The sequence below is a fragment of the uncultured Allobaculum sp. genome (genome assembly GCF_948576815.1).
Taxonomy (GTDB): Bacteria; Bacillota_I; Bacilli_A; order Erysipelotrichales; family Erysipelotrichaceae; genus Allobaculum; species Allobaculum fili.
In genome coordinates, this window is sequence record NZ_CAPAEZ010000048.1 from 1 (window position 1) to 19,819 (window position 19,819).

23 protein-coding genes are annotated in these 19,819 nt (G+C 52.1%); 1 reads left to right on the top strand and 22 read right to left on the bottom strand.

What is annotated here, in order from left to right; genetic code table 11:
- Positions 1-371: 371 nt before the first annotated feature.
- The 18 genes from atpC to Q2J39_RS07550 form a co-directional block, all read right to left on the bottom strand.
- Positions 372-770 carry an ATP synthase F1 subunit epsilon gene (atpC, locus tag Q2J39_RS07465; protein WP_288339841.1) on the bottom strand — a complete coding sequence of 133 codons (399 nt, stop codon included), beginning with the start codon at positions 768-770 and terminating at the stop codon, positions 372-374.
- On the bottom strand, positions 767-2,191 hold the full coding sequence (gene atpD, locus Q2J39_RS07470) for a F0F1 ATP synthase subunit beta (protein WP_288339843.1): 1,425 nt from the start codon (positions 2,189-2,191) through the stop codon (positions 767-769). Before atpD ends, atpC begins: the two co-directional genes overlap by 4 nt.
- Positions 2,192-2,209: 18 nt before the next feature.
- Positions 2,210-3,061 carry an ATP synthase F1 subunit gamma gene (gene atpG / locus Q2J39_RS07475; RefSeq protein ID WP_230267224.1) on the bottom strand — a complete coding sequence of 284 codons (852 nt, stop codon included), beginning with the start codon at positions 3,059-3,061 and terminating at the stop codon, positions 2,210-2,212.
- 1 nt (position 3,062) lies between these two features.
- Positions 3,063-4,583: a F0F1 ATP synthase subunit alpha gene (gene atpA / locus Q2J39_RS07480; RefSeq protein WP_230267223.1), complete on the bottom strand. Its 1,521-nt coding sequence runs from the start codon at positions 4,581-4,583 to the stop codon at positions 3,063-3,065.
- A 14-nt stretch (positions 4,584-4,597) separates the two neighbouring features.
- Positions 4,598-5,131, bottom strand: a complete 534-nt coding sequence (locus tag Q2J39_RS07485) for a F0F1 ATP synthase subunit delta (RefSeq protein ID WP_230267222.1) — start codon at positions 5,129-5,131, stop codon at positions 4,598-4,600.
- Positions 5,125-5,640 carry a F0F1 ATP synthase subunit B gene (gene atpF / locus Q2J39_RS07490; RefSeq protein ID WP_230267221.1) on the bottom strand — a complete coding sequence of 172 codons (516 nt, stop codon included), beginning with the start codon at positions 5,638-5,640 and terminating at the stop codon, positions 5,125-5,127. The genes Q2J39_RS07485 and atpF overlap by 7 nt, the downstream gene beginning before the upstream one ends.
- 17 nt (positions 5,641-5,657) lie before the next feature.
- Positions 5,658-5,903 (bottom strand): ATP synthase F0 subunit C, encoded by a 246-nt coding sequence (gene atpE, locus Q2J39_RS07495; protein WP_230267220.1) that lies wholly within the window; start codon positions 5,901-5,903, stop codon positions 5,658-5,660.
- Between the two features lie 153 nt (positions 5,904-6,056).
- Entirely contained in the window at positions 6,057-6,764 is a 708-nt protein-coding gene (locus Q2J39_RS07500) for a FoF1 ATP synthase subunit a (protein ID WP_230267219.1), read from the bottom strand.
- Complete coding sequence (locus Q2J39_RS07505) at positions 6,761-7,141, bottom strand: hypothetical protein (protein WP_288339849.1); 381 nt, start codon at positions 7,139-7,141, stop codon at positions 6,761-6,763. The genes Q2J39_RS07500 and Q2J39_RS07505 overlap by 4 nt, the downstream gene beginning before the upstream one ends.
- 5 nt (positions 7,142-7,146) lie before the next feature.
- A complete protein-coding gene (locus tag Q2J39_RS07510; protein ID WP_230267217.1) occupies positions 7,147-7,347 on the bottom strand; it encodes an AtpZ/AtpI family protein in 201 nt (66 codons plus the stop codon).
- Positions 7,348-7,350: 3 nt separating this feature from the next.
- Entirely contained in the window at positions 7,351-7,971 is a 621-nt protein-coding gene (upp, locus tag Q2J39_RS07515; protein ID WP_230267216.1) for a uracil phosphoribosyltransferase, read from the bottom strand.
- A 109-nt stretch (positions 7,972-8,080) separates the two neighbouring features.
- A complete protein-coding gene (locus Q2J39_RS07520; protein WP_230267215.1) occupies positions 8,081-8,443 on the bottom strand; it encodes a hypothetical protein in 363 nt (120 codons plus the stop codon).
- Positions 8,444-8,504: 61 nt separating this feature from the next.
- Positions 8,505-9,512 carry an MBL fold metallo-hydrolase gene (locus Q2J39_RS07525; protein ID WP_288339852.1) on the bottom strand — a complete coding sequence of 336 codons (1,008 nt, stop codon included), beginning with the start codon at positions 9,510-9,512 and terminating at the stop codon, positions 8,505-8,507.
- The gene (gene dnaB / locus Q2J39_RS07530) at positions 9,502-10,851 is read right to left on the bottom strand and encodes a replicative DNA helicase (RefSeq protein WP_288339854.1); all 1,350 of its coding nucleotides are present in this window, start codon (positions 10,849-10,851) and stop codon (positions 9,502-9,504) included. The genes Q2J39_RS07525 and dnaB overlap by 11 nt, the downstream gene beginning before the upstream one ends.
- Before the next feature lie 6 nt (positions 10,852-10,857).
- A complete protein-coding gene (gene rplI / locus Q2J39_RS07535) occupies positions 10,858-11,310 on the bottom strand; it encodes a 50S ribosomal protein L9 (protein ID WP_288339856.1) in 453 nt (150 codons plus the stop codon).
- 2 nt (positions 11,311-11,312) lie between these two features.
- Positions 11,313-13,262 (bottom strand): DHH family phosphoesterase, encoded by a 1,950-nt coding sequence (locus tag Q2J39_RS07540; protein ID WP_288339858.1) that lies wholly within the window; start codon positions 13,260-13,262, stop codon positions 11,313-11,315.
- Between the two features lie 153 nt (positions 13,263-13,415).
- The gene (locus tag Q2J39_RS07545; RefSeq protein ID WP_230267210.1) at positions 13,416-14,354 is read right to left on the bottom strand and encodes a hypothetical protein; all 939 of its coding nucleotides are present in this window, start codon (positions 14,352-14,354) and stop codon (positions 13,416-13,418) included.
- 206 nt (positions 14,355-14,560) lie between these two features.
- Positions 14,561-15,049: a DUF5684 domain-containing protein gene (locus tag Q2J39_RS07550; RefSeq protein WP_230267209.1), complete on the bottom strand. Its 489-nt coding sequence runs from the start codon at positions 15,047-15,049 to the stop codon at positions 14,561-14,563.
- Positions 15,050-15,425: 376 nt separating this feature from the next.
- On the opposite strand from Q2J39_RS07550, the gene Q2J39_RS07555 reads away from it, so the two are divergent.
- Positions 15,426-16,790, top strand: a complete 1,365-nt coding sequence (locus tag Q2J39_RS07555; RefSeq protein ID WP_288339860.1) for an AAA family ATPase — start codon at positions 15,426-15,428, stop codon at positions 16,788-16,790.
- Between the two features lie 134 nt (positions 16,791-16,924).
- On the opposite strand, the gene rpsR is transcribed toward Q2J39_RS07555, so the two are convergent.
- The 4 genes from rpsR to Q2J39_RS07575 all read right to left on the bottom strand — a co-directional run bounded on the left by rpsR (position 16,925) and on the right by Q2J39_RS07575 (position 19,362).
- Entirely contained in the window at positions 16,925-17,155 is a 231-nt protein-coding gene (gene rpsR, locus Q2J39_RS07560) for a 30S ribosomal protein S18 (RefSeq protein WP_230267207.1), read from the bottom strand.
- A 27-nt stretch (positions 17,156-17,182) separates the two neighbouring features.
- On the bottom strand, positions 17,183-17,788 hold the full coding sequence (gene ssb / locus Q2J39_RS07565; RefSeq protein WP_242744453.1) for a single-stranded DNA-binding protein: 606 nt from the start codon (positions 17,786-17,788) through the stop codon (positions 17,183-17,185).
- 12 nt (positions 17,789-17,800) lie between these two features.
- A complete protein-coding gene (gene rpsF, locus Q2J39_RS07570; protein ID WP_230267231.1) occupies positions 17,801-18,094 on the bottom strand; it encodes a 30S ribosomal protein S6 in 294 nt (97 codons plus the stop codon).
- A gap of 359 nt (positions 18,095-18,453) precedes the next feature.
- Positions 18,454-19,362, bottom strand: a complete 909-nt coding sequence (locus tag Q2J39_RS07575) for a hypothetical protein (protein ID WP_288339865.1) — start codon at positions 19,360-19,362, stop codon at positions 18,454-18,456.
- Between the last annotated feature and the right edge of the window lie 457 nt (positions 19,363-19,819).

The following is a 19,819-nucleotide window of genomic DNA, read 5'->3' on the forward strand; positions in this document are numbered from 1 at the left end:
AATTATCCCAAGGAGGCGGTCGAGAAAATACCCGTCTTTTATTTGACGCTTACGTAGCTTTCAAGCCGCTCCCATTTTTTCGTAGTCCCAAAAAATTCAGGGTACAGCTAGCTTTAAGCTGTACCCTGAATTTTTAATTACGAGCCTCACCACCTAATGTATTGTACCTTCATTTCCTCCTGCGTTTCTTTCTTCGCTTCTTTCTTCGCTTCTTCCTTCGCTGCGCAGCGGATCCGGCTCGCCACGCCGACCTGCGGCCAGTCCGGCGAAGCGGATTAACGGATCCATGAATCAGGCAGACAAACGGAAAAAGAGCTTTTTCTTCCCGGCATGCGAACAGAAAAAGCTCCTGATCTATAAAGAATTCTGATTTAGAGAGAATCGGTAACCGACAGACGGTTGATCGCACGCTGCATGGCCAGTTCGGCCCGGCGCATCTGATCGAGATCTCCCTGTTTCTCCATGCGTTTTCTGGCTCTTTCCAAAGCCGCTTTGGCACGCGGAATATCGATTTCCGCCTTGCCTTCAATAGCATCCGTCAGCAGTCTGGCTTCATCGCCGTAGAACTGGAGAATGCCGCCGGAAATGGCGTACACCTGCTCCTGTCCGGAGGCGACATGAATGACCAGCTTGCAGGGAACGAGAGAAAAAACGACGGGAACATGGTTGGGCAGAATCGTAAATTCGCCCAGCACGCTTTTGGCGTGAATGCTTGAAACCGTTTCTTCCAGATAGCGGCCGTTCGGCGTGACTACGCGCAGTTTGATCACTTGGATTCTTCCTCAATCTTTCTGGCTTTTTCAACCGCTTCCTCAATGGAGCCGACAAACATGAAGGCCTGTTCAGGAAGGTCGTCGTACTTGCCGGAAAGCAGTTTTTCAAAGGAGTCGATCGTGGTTTCAAGCGGTACATAGACTCCCTTGATACCGGAGAAGACTTCCGCTACGTGGAAGGGCTGAGAAAGGAAGTTACGAACGCGGCGTGCGCGGTTAACGATCTTCTTGTCTTCCTCGGAAAGTTCGTCCATACCAAGAATCGCGATGATATCCTGCAGTTCATTGTATTTCTGCAGAATTTCCTGTACGCCTCGCGCCACTTTATAGTGACGTTCGCCGATTACGATCGGATCCAGCATACGCGAACTCGATTCCAGCGGATCCACCGCCGGGAAGATGCCCAGCGCCGCGATGGAACGGTCAAGTACCGTCTTGGCATCCAGATGGGAGAAGGTTGTCGCCGGAGCCGGGTCCGTCAGGTCATCGGCCGGTACATAGACCGCCTGAATCGACGTGATGGATCCTTCCTTCGTCGAAGTGATACGCTCCTGCAGCTGACCCATTTCGGTCGCCAGCGTCGGCTGATAGCCTACGGCCGAAGGAACACGGCCAAGCAGAGCGGATACTTCGGATCCCGCCTGGGTAAAACGGAAAATGTTATCGATAAACAGAAGAACATCCTGATGTTCCACATCACGGAAGTATTCCGCCATGGTCAGACCCGTCAGGCCTACGCGCATACGGGCGCCTGGGGATTCGTTCATCTGACCGTAAACGAGTACGGTTTTATCGAGAACGCCGGAGTCTTTCATTTCGTAGTACATGTCGTTGCCTTCACGGGTTCTCTCCCCTACGCCGACAACGACGGATTTGCCGCCGTGTTCCGAAGCGATATTGTGAATCAGCTCCTGAATCAGTACGGTTTTGCCGACACCGGCACCGCCGAAGAGGCCGATTTTACCGCCTCGGGCGTACGGAGTCAGCAGGTCAATAACCTTAATTCCGGTTTCAAGAACAGCCGATGTCGTCGACTGCTCGTCAAATTTTGGAGCCGGGCGATGAATCGGCATGGTCTGTCTGGCATTGACCGGTCCGAGTTCATCAATCGGTTCTCCGAGCACGTTGAACATGCGTCCAAGCACTTCCTCACCGACCGGTGCCTGAATCGGCTTGCCGGTATCGATGGCGTCCATGCCGCGGACGAGTCCGTCGGTGCTGCCCATCGCAATGCATCGAACGAGGTCGTTGCCAATTCCCTGGGCAACCTCAACGGTCAGCGAAGTCCCGTCGGATTTGGGAATCTTGATTGCGGTAAGCAGATCCGGAAGCTTGCTGTCGGGAAACCGAATGTCGACTACAGGGCCGACAATCTGGGTTACGACCCCGGTATTTTTTGTTTCGTCTTTCGCATCCATAAGCGATTTGCGTCCTTTCTACTTCAGGGCGTTGGCACCGCCAACGATTTCTGTAATTTCCTGGGTGATGGCGCTCTGGCGGACACGGTTGTACTCGAGGTTGAGTTTCTCTTCGAGTTCTTCCGCGTTGTCGGTCGCGCTTTCCATGGCCATGCGCCGGCTGGCCTGCTCGCTGGTCTTGCTTTCCATGTATTTGGAATACAGAACCGATTTTGCGATCATCGGAATCAGCTGCGCAAGCATTTCTTCCTTGCCAGGCTCAAAGAGCATTTCCGCATGCACCTTCGACTCCTCTTCGGACTTTTCCGGTTTCTGCGGGGGAAGCAGGGTGAGTACTTCCGGCTCGAACGTCAGCGTATTGACATAGCGGGTATAGAGAACCCGAATGGCACCGACTTTTCCCTCGTCGTATTCTTTCAGCGCCAGATCGGCATAGCGGGCAAGTTCTGCATACGCATCTTCCTCGCTCATGTCAACCAGACGGCCGAACAGTTCCATATTGCGGCTGTTTGCATACGAGACGCCGTGCGATCCGATCATGACGATCTGATCGCCGTTTTTTACGCACTCGGTCAACAGGCGCTGTACGTTGGCGTTGTAGCCGCCGCAGAGGCCCATATCCGAAGTGATCACAAACAGAAACGACGGCTTGTTTTTATCTTCCTTCAGATACGGCGCTCCGGAATCAGCGTGGGCGAGTACCACCGCCAGCATTTCCTGCAGGGCGTTGGCGTATTCACGGTTGCGCTCCATGGCGGAACGGGTTTTGTTGAGCTTGGCACTGGCGACCATCTGCATGGCGTTGGTGATTTTCTTAGTTGAGCGAACCGAAGCAATCCGGCTTTTAATCGCCTGCTTGCTGGCTGCCATACTAGAGGCCTGCCTTTACTTTATAGTCCGCAAGAAAGTCGTTCATCAGCGCTTTGATGCGGCTGGTCAGATCATCATCCAGAGCTTTTTTCTCGGCGATTTCTTCGAGGATTTCCGGATGTTCGGACTTGAAGAACAGAAGCATTTTTTCTTCGAAGTCTTCAACGGAATCCACCGGGATATCCTTAAGGAATTTATATTTGCCCGAGAACAGAGAAAGGACTTCTTCCGGCATTGGCATTGGCGAGTACTGCTTCTGAACGAGCAGACGCGTCAGACGGTTGCCGTGGTTCAGAACTTCGGCCGTAGCGGCATCGAGGTCGGAACCGAATTTGGAGAAGGCTTCCATTTCCGCAAACTGAGCCAGTTCCAGTTTCAGCGAGCCGGATACCTGCTTCATGGCCTTAACCTGCGCAGCGGATCCGACACGGGATACGGAAAGACCCGAGTCAACGGCTGGACGAAGACCGGCGTTGAACATGTCGGTCTTTAAGAAGATCTGACCGTCGGTAATGGAAATTACATTGGTCGGAATGTAGGCGGCAATATCGCCGGCCTGCGTTTCAATGATCGGCAGCGCGGTCAGAGATCCGCCACCGTGCTTTTCATTCAGACGGGCTGCCCGTTCGAGCAGTCTGGAATGGAGATAGAAGACGTCGCCGGGGTACGCTTCACGTCCTGGCGGTCTGCGCAGCAGAAGCGCCATGGCGCGGTACGCTACCGCGTGCTTGGACAGATCATCGTAGACGATCAGTACGTCCTTGCCCTGCTCCATCCACTCTTCGCCGATGGCGCAGCCGGAATACGGCGCAATGTACTGCAGAGGCGCCGCTTCGGAAGCCGTGGATACGACAACGGTCGTGTAGTCCATGGCGCCGTGCTGTTTCAGCTTTTCGACAATCTGGGCTACCGTACTGGCTTTCTGACCGATTGCGACATAAATGCAAAGCACATTCTGATCTTTCTGGTTGATGATCGTGTCGACTGCGATCGCGGTTTTACCGGTCTGACGGTCGCCGATGATCAGCTCACGCTGACCGCGGCCGATCGGAATCATCGAGTCGATGATTTTCAGACCGGTCTGCAGAGGAACGGATACGCTCTTACGGGTCATTACGCCGGGCGCTACGCGCTCAACCGGGCGAAGACGTGTGCCTTCGATCGGGCCCTTGCCGTCGATCGGTTCGCCCAGCGCGTTGACTACGCGGCCAAGCATGCCGTCGCCGACCGGCACTTCGACAATATGACCGGTGCGTTTTACGGTATCGCCTTCCTTGATGTCCGGGTTGTCGCTCATCAGTACAACGCCGACCTGATCTTCTTCGAGGTTGAGGACCATGCCGTAGACATCATGCGGGAAGAGGAGCAGCTCCGACATCATCGCGTTTTTCAGTCCATAGACATTGGCGATTCCGTCGCCGACACTCAGTACCGTTCCGCTTTCGTTCATCTCGACTTCTTTATCAACGTTCCGGATCTGTGCTTTGATCAGTTTTGAAATCTCGGAGGGATTTAAACTCATACACATCACCTGCTTCAGCTTTTCAAAAGCTGTTCTTTCATTCTTTCCAGCTTGCCCTGATAGCTCGCATCGAGCACGGCATCAGGGGTACGGATAATCATGCCCGCGATCAGAGACGGATCTTCTGAACACTTCAGGCGGATTTCCGCGCCAAGCTTCTTTTTGAGAGCGGCTTTCAGCCGTTCTTTCTGGTTTTCATCCAGCTTTGCGGCCGACGTCACGTACACGTTCTGAATGTTGTGCAGTTCGTCGAGCAAAGCCCGGTAATCTTCTGCGATTTTTCTTAAGTGTCCGCTCATCGAATGACGGCTGACAATTTTAAGGAAGTCCCCAAATACGGGATGGGTACCATCCTGAAAGAGCTCCAGAAGCAGAGCTTCTTTCTGGGCAGAGGGGACTGCAGGATGAGAAAGCCAGGGCTCGAGCTCCGGGTTTTCATCCATCACCGTTTCCATCTGCTCAAGGTCATGGAAAACGGCATCTTCCTCATGATTTTCCTGGGCAAGAGAAATCAGAGCCTGAGCATAAGGAAGGGCGGTATCTACCATTTGCCTTCACCTGCTTCATCAATCAGATCGTCCAGAATCTTCTTCTGTTTATCGGCATCAATTTCCGAATCCAGGATCTGTCCGGCAGCGGCAATGGCGACATCGGTAATAGCGGCTTTCATTTCGCCCTGCGCACGCAGGCGTTCCTTTTCGATGTCTTCCTTGGCCGCCCGTTCTATGTTGGAAGCCTGTTTCTGTGCCTGATCCAGAATCGAATCCTTTTCCACCAGCGCTTCGCGTCTTGCCTGGTCAATGATTTCATTGGCACGGCTGCCCGCAGCAGCGAGCTGACGGTCGTATTCTTCCTTTTCCTGAAGCGCTTCTTTTTTCAGCGTCTCGGAACTGTCGATGTTGTCCTGAATCAGTTTCTGACGCTTGTTGATAAAGGCCAGAATCTTATCCCAGAAAAAATGTTTGCAGAAGAGAACGATGATGAGTGATGAAATGCATACCAGCAGAACATCCTGCCAGGAAATCCGCAGGTAGTTATCAATATTGAAATCAATCATCGGATCTCACCAGCGGCCTAGCCCTTCACGAAGATGAGCAGAATGGCGATGATCAGCGAGTAAATACCTGTGGTTTCAGCCAGCGCGATACCCAGTACCATGATGGACTGGATTTTACCGGAAGCATCCGGGTTGCGGCCTACGGCTTCCGCACCTTTGGAAGCGGCAATACCCTGACCGATACCAGGGCCAAGACCAGCGATCATGGCGATGCCGGCACCCAGGCAGGCCATTCCTCTTACGAAATCTGCATTGAATTCCATAAAACTGTATTCTCCTTTTCAAATTAAATGGATGGGGATCGAACGCACGATCCCGGGGCGGTTCATGCACAGCCATAAAGCTGTGCGCTTTTTCTGTATGTGTACTGTCGTATGTCTGCCCGTATTTGTTCAGTCCTGACAGCTCTCAAAGGATCAGTCTTCCTGTTCAGCGGTCTGCTGACCGAGGAAGTACGTGCCCAGCGTAAAGAAGATATACGTCTGAATTACGCCGGAGAACACATCAAAGTACATGTGAAGGAACGGCGTAATGGTCAGGCCAAGATATCCCCATGGGGCGATCGATTTGATCAGCGTGTAAATCAGAAGCGAAATAATCGTTCCGGCCAGAATGTTGCCGAAAAGACGCATCGTCAGCGAAACCGGCAGGGCCAGTTCACCGATGATATTCAGCGGCGTAAGCAGCCACATCGGCTCGGTCAGTTCTTTTAAGCGGGCCTTGAGGCCAGCCTTGGTGATTCCGTGAAACTGAATCATCAGAAAGAACATCAGCGCGAGCGTTGCGTTGAAGGAAACATTGGAGGTCGGGTTCTGAAATCCGATCAGACCGGTGAGGTTGGACAGCAGCATGCAGACCATCAGGGTGCCGAACATCGGCAAATAGTGGATGGTCGTTTCTTTCAGGTTGCCCTGAATGACATACAGACACAGGTTGTAAAGCTCTTCAGACCAGTAAACGATGCCTTTTGGAGCTTTGGACGGGTCCGCTTTTTCAATTTTCTTTCCTGCGATCCAGGCGACAATGCCTACGATCAGGCAGATCACAAGCCATACGAGAATGGACTGGTGCAGGGAGAAGTTGAACGAACCGAAGTGAAAAACAATCTGACTGACTTCGCTCATTCAGTCTCCTTTCCGCCGCGCCTGGCGTAAAGCACCAGGGTGGCTTTCTGGATTGCGATGCCTGCCATCAGCCCGAGTACGGGAAGACCTGCAAAAGCCCCCGCAAAAAGCAGGACGGCATACATCAGATACCGAAGCATGTACGAGCCATAGCCCTTGCTCTTCTTGCCCGCGTCCGCATTGGAAAGGTTCCGGGTCGAGAGGGCAATCATGTAAAGGGAAAGCATGGCGCACAATGCTCCATAAAAAATCGCGAACGCGCAAAAAATCCATTGTCTTCCCTGGACAATGAAAAGACTGACTGCGCACGCGACGGCACAAAGAATCAGGGTGGCCTTCCCGCTGTAGCGGAAAAGCTGCCGAAGATCCGGGGACATGGCGTCTATTCCTTTCCGGAAGATTTCTTCTTGTCTTTTTTCTTGTTGCGATACAGCAGAACTAAGAAGCTGCCGATAATCGCATACAGCGTAAAGACAATAATCCAGACAGGGGACATGTTCGTCCAGGAATCAATCAGATACCCGAGCCAGATGCACACGAGCAGATTGACCAGGAGAAACCCGCCGAATTTCATCGGATTCATAGGCTACTTCGTGCCGAAAATACGGTCTCCCGCATCTCCGAGTCCTGGAACGATATAGCCGTTCTCATTGAGATGGTCATCGAGAGCGGCCAGATAAATGTCCACATCCGGATGATGCTTTTCCACCTCGGCTACACCTTCCGGCGCACCGACCAGGCACACCAGCTTGATGTTGGTCGCGCCCTGCCGCTTGACCATGTCAATCGCGGCACAGCTGCTTCCGCCGGTTGCGAGCATCGGGTCAACAACGATCGTCACAGCCTCCGGCATGTTCTTGGGGTACTTTTCAAAGTAAACATGCGGTTCCAGCGTCTTTTCGTCACGGAACAGACCGATGTGGGCCACTTTGGCCGTTGGAATCAGATCGAGAATGCCCTGAGTCATTCCAAGTCCCGCACGCAGAATCGGCACGACAACGACATCCTTGGCCAGCTTGTGACCGGTCATGGTCGTAATCGGCGTTTCGATTTCTGCGTCGTGAAGAGGAAGATCGCGGGTCATTTCATAGACCATCAGCGATCCGATTTCATCAAGGTTATCTCTGAAGTCTTTTGTACTTGTGTTTTTATCACGCATGATCGAAAGCTTGTGCTTAATCAGCGGATGATCAAAAACAGTAAGCAAAGTGAATCACCTTCCTTTATCGAAGACATTATACCAAAACCCGCTCAATTCCCCGGAGATAGCTCAGGGTAAGCAGAGTGAAATTCTTCCATCTCCGATACGGATATTTTTAATACGAATCCATTATGATTATTGCCAGTTTGCCTGTACTTAAATCGTTTTGAACTTTTCTGGAGCGATTGCGGCGCACTGGCCAGTTTCCGATTTTTGCCCAGAGGCAGACCAGCGCGGGGCAAAAGCGCTCGCCATCTCCGGTTTCCAGGCGAAAGCCCGACAAAATCCGCCCGGCTTCCTTCCGTCCAGACAAATCGGAAAAAGACAAAACGGGAAAAGACAAAGCAGGAAAGAACAGGCCGGAAAAGCCGGGGCGGACAAAGATACGGGCATTGGCGAACAAAGTCCGGCTATAAGAAAAGCGGCAGCCTTCTGGAAAACCAGAGACTGCCGCAAAACGGCAAGCCGCTTTAGACAAGCAGCTTTATGAACGAAAATGAGACGATTTCCTGTTGGAAAAGAAAGCATGCGATTTCGTTTCAGGCAGCATGTGACGATTCGCCATGGCCCGCCAAAGCGGCTTTGGAACGTGAGCGTTTGGAAGCAGCTTTTTGAGGCGCGGGCAAAGCCGCAGGCGAAGCATCCTCTTTTCGATCCGGAAAAGACGTACTGTCCATGTTTTTCGCTTTGTCTGCCGGGTCTGTCAAATCCGACAAATCCGCCGAATATGCCGAATACGCAGCCGCCGTTTCGTCAGCCGCCTCATCATCTTCCCGGATCTCGCCAAAATGGAGCGGTTCAAACTGCTTTGCAGCTTCAATCACAAGCTGATCGTGATGAACGTGCGCATACTCGAGCCGTTCAAACAGAGCGCCTAGCGCCAGTTCGGGCGTATTGGCTTCTTCGGAAAGATGAGCCAGAACGATATGGCGGGTGCGCCGGGTCATGCAGCTGCAGAGAATGCGGGCGCTGTCCTGATTGCACAGATGACCGGTATCGGAGGCGATGCGCATTTTCAGAGCGAACGGCCGGTCGGTCTGGTTGAGCTTTTCCAGATCGTGATTGCTTTCAAAAATGTAGTAGTCCGCATCCGAAAGATCGCCAAACAGCGCTTCAGGCACGTAGCCGGTATCGGTCATGTATACGAGCTTTTCGTGTTCGGACTCAATGACAAACCCCATCGACGGACCCGAATCGTGCGAGGTTGGCAAGGCGAGAATTTTCAGGTCCCCTACCTGAAAGCGGACAGGCGGAAGAACCTGACGCAGATCGAGCGTCACCGGCTGCTTTTTATAGTTTTTGGGATGAAGGGCGCAGCAGGCGTATACCGGCAGGCCGGTAAAATGCGAAAGCTGCCGGATATGGTCGCTGTGGCTGTGGGTAATGAGCAGGGCATCCAGATCGTCCGGACTTACCCCTGCATCATCCATGGCGTTTTTGAGATAGCGCCAGGACGGAGGTCCGCAGTCGATCAGAATCTCCGTATTGTTATGCCGGACCAGACAGGCGTTGCCTTTCGATCCCGAGCAGAGCAGATCAACCCGCATAGCCAGGCACTCCGTCATGCGCCAGAGAAGAAAACAGCGAATACGACTTTTCGAACACGAGCTGAACTTTACCGGTTTCACCGTTTCGATGCTTTTTCAGGGAAAGATCGACAACTTCGGTTTCCGTCTGCTGATCTGGATCCAAATTGTAGTACTGCTCACGGTAAATGAACATGACGATGTCCGCGTCCTGCTCGATCGATCCAGATTCACGCAAGTCGGAAAGCTGCGGTTCATGGTTGGTACGCTCTTCGACTTTTCGGGACAGCTGGGAAAGCGCGATAACCGGGCAGTCCATTTCCTTGGCGAGAATTTTAAGGTTTCGCGAAATGTCCGAAACTTCCTGCTGACGCGAGTCGGTACGGCCGCTTCCGCTGATCAGCTGCAGGTAGTCGATGACGATCAGAGAGAGCGAACCGGCCTGGTTTTTCAGCTTGCGGCATTTCGAGAAAATCTGGCTGACTTTGACCATCGACGTATCGTCGATAAACAGTTCCCGGTCTGACAGCTGAGCGCACGCATCAGAAAGGCCGTTCATTTCGCCGTCGTCGAGCTTGCCGCTGGTGAGCTTGCCGCCATCGATTCTGGATTCCGAGGCAATCAGACGCTTCATGAGCGAAGCCGCCGGCATTTCCAGCGAGAAAATGGCGACCGCGCCCGGGTTGCGACGGGCAACCTGGTTGGCGACATTGAGCGCGAACGCCGACTTACCCATCGCCGGTCGGGCGGCGAGAATAATCAGATCACCGCGGTGCAGACCGTTGGTCATCCGGTCGAGATCGGTATACCCGGTCCGGATGCCGCTGATGCCGCTCTGTTCGCGCAAAATGGAAATTTCATTTTTTACTTCTTCGCAGATTTCCGCCGAAGAACGAAAGTCCGAACCGCGACGGCGCCGGGTGACGTCCATGATGGACCGTTCGGCGTCATCGAGAATGGAATCGAGTTCGAGCGAAGATCCCGAAGCTTCTTCCGAGATCCGATCCGCAGTACTGATCAGGCGGCGCAGCTGCGCCTTGGCCTGAATGGTCTCAATATAGCGGCCGGCGACCGCGCCGGAGACAGCACCGTCGACGAGTTCGGAAATATAGTCCATGCCGCCGCTGCTTTCGAGTTCTTCGTTTTCCTGCAGGCGGAGCACAATATTTTCAAAATCAACCTGACGGCCGGCGGACGCGAGCGCCAGCATGGCGGAATAAATCTGCTGGTGAGCAGGAACAAAAAACTCGGCTGCCGTAAGATCCTCGTCCCGGCACTTGGACAGGACTTCAGGGTCGATCAGTACGGCACCGAGCAAGGCCTGCTCCATGCGGCTCGCATTGGGCAGTTCCTGAATCATGACAGATTAAGCTCCTTTCGCGCTGACATGGACGTGAATGGTTCCGATGATTTTTCCTTTGTACAGATCCACTTTCACGTTCGTGGTGCCTAAGGAATCTACCGGCGTTTCCATCATGATTTTGCGCTTGTCGACGACAATGCCTTTTTCCGAAAGGGCATGGGCGATCTGCTTGGACGAAATCTGGCCAAACGTGCTGCCGCCTTTTCCGGTGTTGAGGGTGAACTCGAGCTGCATGTTTTCCAGCTCTTTGGCGATGCGCTCAGCTTCCTGACGGTTCTGGTCGTCTTCTTCCTTGCGCGCGGCGATGCGCTCGTCCAGGGCACGGGTGTTTTCCTTGGAGCAGACCACAGCCAGACCGTTCTTGATCAGGTAGTTGCGGGCGTATCCGTCCGAAACTTCCTTGACTTCATCTTTTTTTCCGACTTTGCGGACATCGGTTAACAAAATTACTTTCATTTCTACTCCTCCTCTTCATCGAGAAGATCCTGCAGCTGGGCAGCGACTTCTTCGACTGTTGCGTTTTCTCTCTCGAGGGCCGCGGCCGTGAAATGGCCGCCGCCGTTCATTTTTTCCATAATTTTCTGCACGTTGACGCTTCCGTCGCTGCGTGCAGAGACAGCTACGCTGCCGTTGTTTTCGTTGATTCCGATGGTGAATGCCGCGCTGCAGCCTTTGAAGCTGAGCAGCTCATCGGAAATTTTGGAGAGCATCGTCCGGCTGACCGGCTCATCCAGAATATCAATGAGATATTTATCGCGATACAGCTTTGCTTTTTCAATCATCTGCGCCTTGCGGCGATAGGCGGAATAATCCACCTGCAGAGCCTGTTCGGCGCGGTTGGCGTTCGCGCCCCAGGAGCGCAGCGTCGCGGCAGCCTGGAACGTCCGCTCGGACGTGTGCTGCTTGAAGCGGCTGGTGTCGACAACGATACCAAGATACATGATTGTCGCTTCCATTTCATAGATTGGAATGGAGACCGTCGAGGATTCCAGCAGTTCTGTCATAAGCTCGCAAGTCGAACTGGCTTCCGGTTCGATGTAGCTGACCAGAACATTTTCCTGGCTGGCTTCCGCGTTGCGGCGGTGATGGTCAATAATGACTTTTCGAATATCCCGCTTGAGCAGTTCCTTGCCCGATGAAATGGCCGGGTTGGAATGGTCGACCAGAACGAGCAGATCTTTCTTATCGTCCGCCATTTCCAGTGCCTGCTCTTCGGTAATGAAGCGATGCCGGCTGAGAATGGTGCTCGAGTAGGCGTTCATCGTATCGGACAGCTGCGAATCGCGCGGCACGTCCTTTAATACGATGTACGGATCCTTGCCCAGCGCGCGAACCCAGTTGGAAGCGGCCAGCGCGGCGCCCATGGCGTCGTAGTCGGTGTTAACGTGACCCAGAATAAACACCTTCTGGGAAGAGCGAATGACATCCTGCAGGCTGGCGCCGACAGTGCGGACGCGCGCCTTGGAGCGCTGGGTGGATTTTTCGGAATTGCCGCCGATGAATTCGACCGGATTTTCCCCTTTTTTAATGGCGATCTGGTCGCCGCCGCGCGACTGAACGAGTTCGGTCAGTTCGTTGAGCAGACGGTCGATTTCCAGAAAGCTCGGCTGGTCGCTGACGAAGGCAGCGGAAATGGTCATCGACAGATCGGACTTGTTGGCTGCGTCCTTGATTTTCTGAAGAATCGGGAAGTTCTTCTTGCGCATGGACGTGAGGATTTCAGAGTCCAGAACGAGCAGATAGCGGTCCGAGCGCGTACGGCGCATTAAAATGTGCATCTCCTTGGCCCAGGCCAGAAGAGGCGTGCGAATGCGCGTGTTGATGTCGTTGATCAGCGCTTCGTTGTCGTAGGACAGATACTCGGAATAGTTGTCGAGTGTCAGCGTTCCGACGACGATGCTGTTTTGCGCAATCATCTTTTTATAGCGTTCGAGTTCCGAAATGTTGCGCGCAAACAGAACCGAACTGTCTTCCTTATGAATGAATTCGAACGTGTTGCCGTTATACATGCAGACGACCGAATCAATATCGCTCTGAAACAGGTCCTTAATGCCGTCAATCACCACGGTGAGCTTGTGATTGACCAGATTCGGGAAAAAGGGGCGCAGATAGTCCGAAACCCAGGTGGCTTCGTATTCTTCGTTGTAGGTGATGATGCCGACTTCGCCAATGGAGAGCGCCTCTTTGGCGTCGCGCCCCAGAATGCGGCTGATCTTGGCATCGGACTGGATGCCCTTCCTTCTTAACTGCAGCCAGAACGCGGTAATCAGAAACAGAAATCCCGCATCCAGCAGCAGAAGCAGGGCGAACATGATCCATTCTCCCGCAATCGCCTCGTAGACAGTCATGACACCGCCAAGCGCAAGCAGGAAATAGAAAGCAAACAGCCATTTCCCGTATTCTTTCATGATGTGCTCCTTTGTCTTTCCATACCTCCTGCAGGTTTCAAGAAGCCAGCAGCTTCTCTTGCCGCACACGGATCGATCGTTTTTCGAACAAAGAGCGTCTTTTTCAAAACAAACGGATCGAATCTTACTTTAGCGGGCGGTTGCGTGCAGGACTTACGAACCTTTCTTTCTGGCAAAGGTACGTAAGACTAAATTATACATCCCTGTCAATGCCGTATACACATTGAGCAGAGGCATCAGCGAAAGGAAGGTCATCCAGAACAGGCGGTTCTGAATGGCTTTTCTTTTCTTTTTCAGTTTCGACGGATGGTTTTGTACGGAGGGATCGTCACGCAGTTCGTCCATCGCCGTTCTGGCTTTTCGAAACTGCAGCAGATAGCCCTGCCAGACCATCAGTAAAAAATCAAGAATCAGAAGACCGAGCGCCAGATCGCGCCATACCGTGAGCGCCGGATTGTTCTGGTAAACCAGAATTTCCCATACGCCCCATAAAACGAGCAGCAGCCAGAAACACCACGGAGAAACGTCCCAGTTTTCCGGCAGCTTGAACGGAACCGGCCGGTGCAGAACCCGCTGGCAGAGAACGACGCAGCCCAGCGCCGCCACCAGCGTTTCCAGCAGACTTTCAATAAACGCCAGCAGGATCAGAATCATCATCGGCGAGACCATCCACAAAAACGGTCCCATGACGGACAGTTCTTCCTTAACGTCAAAACCAAAGACTGCGGCAAAGACGGTCATAGAAAGCAGATCCGTCACAAACAGAATGAGCATGGTCGCCAGACAGAGAACAAAAAGATTTTTCTGGCGTATGGCGCCGCGGCCAAACACATACCCGCATACCAGCATTGATCCGGCGACCAGCCAGGTCGTGATGCCGGAGAGCATGAACATAAGTAGAAACATGGCCAGAAACGCGCAGAGCGGTACTTTGGAATCCCGATCGCAGATCAGACAGCACAGCAGAATCGGCAGTCCGAAAAAATACGGAAAGAGCGATTCGACCCACAGTCCGCCAAGCGTGTTCAGAAACAGAAAGACGCCAAAAACCGCGGTGAGCATTCCGGCCCGGACAATAGACTGAATTTTCATATACACGTATATCTTAGGCTGATTTGGCTGTGCGCTCCATATTTCTGACAAAATCACATACTTGCCGGCCGTATTTCCCGGCGCACTTGCGGTAAGTCTGCGGTGTGTTTGCCATTTTCTTTTTACTGATCTTTGCCCTCGTCCATACAAAAAGACCCTCTGTTCAGACGGCCTTCCATTTGAAATAAATTGAAAAACAATTTCGATTACGAGCGGCTGCCGCTTGTATAGCCTTCGTAGCGGTTTCCAATGTAGCGGCTCGAACCGAAGCCGATGATCGGATAGAACAGGAAATCCAGCAGATAGATGCCCAGAAAATAGCCGATGCCATGGCCGTATGCCAGCGAAACGTTGTAGCAGAGGCAGGCCTGAATAATGGCCGCTACAATCGAAAGGCCATAGGCGAAATACAGGAATGCGGAATTGAACGTTCCAACCGCCAGATAGTAGAAAATACCAGCGAACAGTTCCGTTCCCAGGCCAAACCAGAACATCTTCGTCTGCCAGCTGATCTTGTAAAGCAGATACAGATTGTAAACCGGAATCAGCGCTTTCCAGCCAGCCACGTTCGCCTTTTCAAACATTTTCCAGAGGCCGACGACCTCCAGAATGATGCAGGCAATGCCCAGCCAGGCCGTAAGACCGATGTTGAAGTCGAGTCCATACGAATAAGGGGCCAGAATTCCAAATAACATAAAATCACCTCAATGCTTCCTTGCGAAGTCTTTCTATCCCTATTGTACGAAGCCTCGCAGTATTTCATTTTGATTTGCCCAGCCAAATATTTTGACAGACAAGGCCACAAATCGAGTGAAAAGTCATTCGGATTGCCCAAAGTGCGGCAGCTGCAGGCGAGACGCGTTTTGGATCCGCCGGTCTGTATGCCCGCATAAGGCGGCAGGAAATACCGGCAGCGAAAATACCGCAGTGGAGATATGGAAAGAAGAAATGCGGGAAAGACAGGCAGAGACGATACGCCTCACTGACATACGGTGAAGACTGGCAGTGAAGACATACCTTGAAGACAGGCATAAGGGACGGTTTTCCTTTCTTCGCTTTTATAATGAGGGCATGACTGTTGAATCTTCTTTGCGCCAGAATCTGCTGACCGCTTTAGGAACGTGCGATTTCCTGCATGAGCTGACTGGCTGGGACATGCGCCGAAAACTGGAATATACGCTTATGATGGGCGTCTGGAACCGGACCCGCTCCGAAAGCGCCGTTCAGAAATTCATCGCCTTCTTTCCCAGAGAAAGCCGGCCGGAGAGCGCATGGATTCATGAGAATCCGACTGTGCTGAATACAAATGTTTTCGACGATTCTGTTTCACTCGATGAGGATTTTCAGTTTGCGGACCATTTCTTTCAGATTGCTGATCCAGACTTCCCCAATGCCAATCAGGATCTGCTTCACGCCATTCACGATCAGATCGATACGCTTTTCGATCCAGGTCGAACCGATTTGGATTCTTCGGATGCATCTATGTCGAATTTGTCTGCCAAACAATTCGCAGAGGTCTCACAGGCGCCCGCTGGAAACAAAGAAGACCAACGCGAAGACGAGTCTGCAACCGGCAAAAAAGAAACAAAGTCCTCGCCGGACGATTCTTCGCTTTCCTCCAGTGCACTGCAGGAAGATTTACGACAGCTGGATGCGCTGACCGGTCTGGAAGAAGCGAAAAACGAAATCCATACGCTTTGCGACCTGCTCCAGATCAGCCGGCTGCGTCAATCGCGCGGGCTGAAAAGCGCACCGGCCGCCCGCCATCTGATCTTCTCCGGCAACCCCGGCACCGGCAAAACGACTACCGCCCGGATTGTCGCCCGCATTTACAAGGATCTCGGCTTTCTTTCGCGCGGAACCTTTGTGGAATGCACGCGCGGCGATCTGGTCGGCGAATACATCGGCTCTACGGCGATGAAAACGAAAAAGGTCATCGATAAAGCCATCGGCGGCGTTCTCTTTATCGATGAGGCGTATGCGCTTGCCCGCTCGTCCGAACGCGACTTTGGACACGAAGCCATCGAAGTTCTTTTGCGCGAGATGGAAAATCACCGCGACGATCTTGTCGTTATAGCAGCGGGCTATCCGGCGGAAATGGACCGCTTTCTCGACTCCAATCCGGGGCTGCGCTCCCGCTTTACGACGTGCATTCACTTTGAAGACTTTCTGCCTGACCAGCTGTTTTCCATATTCGAACACATGGCTAGAGCGCTCGATTACACACTGAGTCCGGCAGCCGCAAAGAAAGCAGGCGCCTATTTCCAGCAGCTGACCCGTCCGGCCCCCAAAGGCTTTGCGAACGCGCGGGATGTACGGACGATGCTGGAAAAAGCCATCTCCCGACAGGCCGTACGGCTCGTCAGAAATCCGGATCTTCTTCAGCTCTCCAGCAAGGAGCTGCAGACGCTCGAAAGCGAAGATCTCCCCTTCTGAAAATCGAACATTCCCCATTCATGGAAAAAGGCCGTTCTGTTCTCAGCAGCAGAAAGGCCTTTTGTGCGGGATTGAAAAAAGACAGGCGAGCCGAAGCCAGCCTGTCTGAATGGGTATGGGTAAATTAACCGAAATTAGTCTGCAACGTAAGGCAGCAGAGCCATCTGGCGTGCGCGTTTGATGGCAGTAGCAAGCTGTCTCTGGTAGCGGGCGCGAGTTCCAGTAACACGTCTGGGGATGATTTTTCCGTTCGTGTTGATGAAACGCTTCAGCAGTTCAACATCTTTGTAATCAATTTCCTTGATTTTGTTTTTTGTAAAGTAGCAGACTTTTTTACGGCCCATGCGCTGTTTTTTGAATGCCATGTGTCGGATCTCCTTTCTTGAATTCGTTTAGAACGGCAGATCGTCGGAAGAAATGTCCAGGGTGGACGAATCGTCGACGATGCCGCTTGTGTCATTGTCGGGTGAAGCAGAAGCAGCTCCAAATCCTGTGTTTTCGCTCTTCGCGTAAGGATTGGATGCCTGCGAACCATAGCCGTAGCTCTGGTTCGAATAACCGCCAGAATAGTTCTGGCCTCCCGAAGCGTCCTGACTGCCGTAGCCGCCGTAGCTCTGGGAATTATCCGAATAACCGCCATTGTAGCCGTAGCCCTGATCCTGAACGTATCCGCCTCGAGCGTTTCTCGGTTCGAGGAACTGTACGTTGTCCGCAATGACATCGGTCGTGTAGACTTTCTGTCCCTGCTGGTTAACGTAGGATCCGGTCTGAATGCGTCCTTCGACGCTGATCAGCGAGCCTTTATGCAAAAAGCGAGCCATGTTCTCCGCTGTTTTGCCAAACGCCGTGCAGCTGATGAAGTCAGCTTCCGGCTGTCCAGGCTGTTTATAGCGGCGCTCTACAGCAAGAGTAAACCTGAGCATGTTATTACCTGACTGAGTCCGGCGAAGTTCCAGATCTCTCGTCAGTCGACCAATTAAATCAACGCGGTTCATCATAGACGGTACCTCTTACTTTTCTTCTTCTTTTTTGATAACCATGACACGAATTACGCTGTTGTTGATACGACACAGACGCTGGAATTCTTCAATTCCTTCGTTGTTAGCGGTGCAGTACATAACCACATAGTGGCCTTTTTTCATGTGATTGATCTCGTAGGCAAAATCTTTTACGCCCCAGTTGTCCACTTTGTCAACGGAGCCGCCGTTCTCAATGATTGGAGCATACAGTCTTTTTTCAAGAGCTGCGAACTGTTCGTCATCGAGCGATGCATTCACAATGTACATAACCTCATACTTTTTCATCATGTACACCTCCCTCTGGTCTGTCGGTCCTGTCATCAGGCAGGACAGGAAGCAAGATAGACTTGCCGAAATACCTTATCAGAAAAGGAGAAAATGCGCAAGTCTGTCCTTTTTTCAGATTCAAAACCGGGTAGTCTGACGATCTGTTTTTCAATCTGAATCTTTATACGGCTGCCCGACTGTCTTCAGGGAAATATTCCAGATGCCGTGCGGCCAGTCCGCTCTGCCGTCTCAAGCACCGGGATTCTATTCTCCTGCCTGTACATCGATATCCGCTCTTTTCCCATAAAAGAACCGGATCGATCTGTACGATCGGCCGGTCTAAAGTCATTTTTTTCGAATGCGGAAACTATTCTTCCTCAATAAAGCGTTCCATCGTCATACAGAGGCGTCCGAACGGCGTAAAAGGCAATATCGTCATCGACTTTCCATAAATCTCCATAGGCGCGCCAGTCATGGTACTTTGTTGTATACAGATGACGGGACTTCCCGTTGATTTCTGCCGTCAGACAGTACACAGGAATGCCTTCTTCGGTATCGGAAGTCATTTGAGAAGCCTCTTCCGTCCATCCCTTTTCGAGCAGGCGATCTGCTTCTTCCGAATCGACCGTATAAATCCGATCGCCGTCTTCCGGATTGTAGAAAGCACGCACTTTCGTGCCCGAATCGGCTGACATCACAAACATTTCTTCCACCTGCTCCCATCCCTGATCGACCAAAGCGGTGCAGGCCGCACGATCATCCACGAGACGGTATTCTTCCGTTTTCGGATTTCGGAGCGTATAGACAGGATAGTCTTCCGTTACATACACATGGAACCGATCCGTCTTCGGCAGCTGCAGAGCGATATCCGGATCCAGACCTCTTTCCTTCATTTCTTCCAGATCCCAGTCCTGCAGCCGCGTAATACAGTCTTCTCCAGGTTTTACCGCTTTCCAGCTTCCGCCTTTCTTAAAGGAGATCGTTCCATTCTCCGAAACATAGTGCAGGTCGGCCGGTGCTTCAAAGCCATAATTCAGATCGGCATGGGTGATCATATGACCGCCTTCACCCGGGCGGCAGTACTGCAGCCTGGATGCGATCGTGTCATTTTCCATCACCCACAGCTCCCCTTCTGAGCTCGAAGAAATGGTCTGCATGGCGGTGCTGGAAGAAGAAGGCTGCACCCCGCCGGCAGTGCTCGATGAAGAATCAGTACAGCCCGAAAAAACAAGAATGCCTAAGCACAAGCACAGAGCCTTTTGCAAACCAAATCGTTTTCCTGTCATATTCAACAGCTCCTTTCTCTGTTCCTTCACAGGATGCCGCTCAAAGGGCGGCCATCCTTTCGAATAAAGATCCTCCTGAAGCTTTCAAAATCTGAGAGCTAAAGCCTTATTCCATAATGAAAGATCCGGTTTCTTTCTTCCATTTCTCCATTCCATGAAAAATGCGTTCAATTTTTCTGTCTGGATTTGGCGCGTGCGGTGCTTTTCTCTCCTTCTGATTGTAGACAGGGAATGGTTTGCGAAATCTAAAGAAAAATCAAGTTTTGTTCAATCAATTTTCAAAGATGGTATTTGGAATTTACACGCGTTTTCAGTCGTCTGTGATCCGGAAGAAAGCGCTTTTCCAGTTCAGAACAGACAAAACAGGAATGGCTTCTGCATCCTTCTTTTTTTATGAAAACAGACAATGCTGTTCACTTAAGCTTCACAAGCTCACTTACAAATCAGGTTAGTTCCT

Coding starts and splice junctions, on each gene's coding strand:
- rpsR (WP_230267207.1), bottom strand. CDS start 17,155: ATGGCATTCAAAAAACAGCGCATGGGCCGTAAAAAAGTCTGCTACTTT.
- Q2J39_RS07510 (WP_230267217.1), bottom strand. CDS start 7,347: ATGAATCCGATGAAATTCGGCGGGTTTCTCCTGGTCAATCTGCTCGTG.
- Q2J39_RS07550 (WP_230267209.1), bottom strand. CDS start 15,049: ATGTTATTTGGAATTCTGGCCCCTTATTCGTATGGACTCGACTTCAAC.
- Q2J39_RS07500 (WP_230267219.1), bottom strand. CDS start 6,764: ATGAGCGAAGTCAGTCAGATTGTTTTTCACTTCGGTTCGTTCAACTTC.
- dnaB (WP_288339854.1), bottom strand. CDS start 10,851: ATGATTCAGGAACTGCCCAATGCGAGCCGCATGGAGCAGGCCTTGCTC.
- atpG (WP_230267224.1), bottom strand. CDS start 3,061: ATGGCAGCCAGCAAGCAGGCGATTAAAAGCCGGATTGCTTCGGTTCGC.
- Q2J39_RS07505 (WP_288339849.1), bottom strand. CDS start 7,141: ATGTCCCCGGATCTTCGGCAGCTTTTCCGCTACAGCGGGAAGGCCACC.
- atpE (WP_230267220.1), bottom strand. CDS start 5,903: ATGGAATTCAATGCAGATTTCGTAAGAGGAATGGCCTGCCTGGGTGCC.
- Q2J39_RS07540 (WP_288339858.1), bottom strand. CDS start 13,262: ATGAAAGAATACGGGAAATGGCTGTTTGCTTTCTATTTCCTGCTTGCG.
- Q2J39_RS07555 (WP_288339860.1), top strand. CDS start 15,426: ATGACTGTTGAATCTTCTTTGCGCCAGAATCTGCTGACCGCTTTAGGA.
- ssb (WP_242744453.1), bottom strand. CDS start 17,788: ATGATGAACCGCGTTGATTTAATTGGTCGACTGACGAGAGATCTGGAA.
- Q2J39_RS07545 (WP_230267210.1), bottom strand. CDS start 14,354: ATGAAAATTCAGTCTATTGTCCGGGCCGGAATGCTCACCGCGGTTTTT.
- atpD (WP_288339843.1), bottom strand. CDS start 2,191: ATGGATGCGAAAGACGAAACAAAAAATACCGGGGTCGTAACCCAGATT.
- Q2J39_RS07525 (WP_288339852.1), bottom strand. CDS start 9,512: ATGCGGGTTGATCTGCTCTGCTCGGGATCGAAAGGCAACGCCTGTCTG.
- Q2J39_RS07575 (WP_288339865.1), bottom strand. CDS start 19,362: ATGACAGGAAAACGATTTGGTTTGCAAAAGGCTCTGTGCTTGTGCTTA.
- Q2J39_RS07485 (WP_230267222.1), bottom strand. CDS start 5,131: ATGGTAGATACCGCCCTTCCTTATGCTCAGGCTCTGATTTCTCTTGCC.
- rplI (WP_288339856.1), bottom strand. CDS start 11,310: ATGAAAGTAATTTTGTTAACCGATGTCCGCAAAGTCGGAAAAAAAGAT.
- atpF (WP_230267221.1), bottom strand. CDS start 5,640: ATGATTGATTTCAATATTGATAACTACCTGCGGATTTCCTGGCAGGAT.
- rpsF (WP_230267231.1), bottom strand. CDS start 18,094: ATGAAAAAGTATGAGGTTATGTACATTGTGAATGCATCGCTCGATGAC.
- atpA (WP_230267223.1), bottom strand. CDS start 4,583: ATGAGTTTAAATCCCTCCGAGATTTCAAAACTGATCAAAGCACAGATC.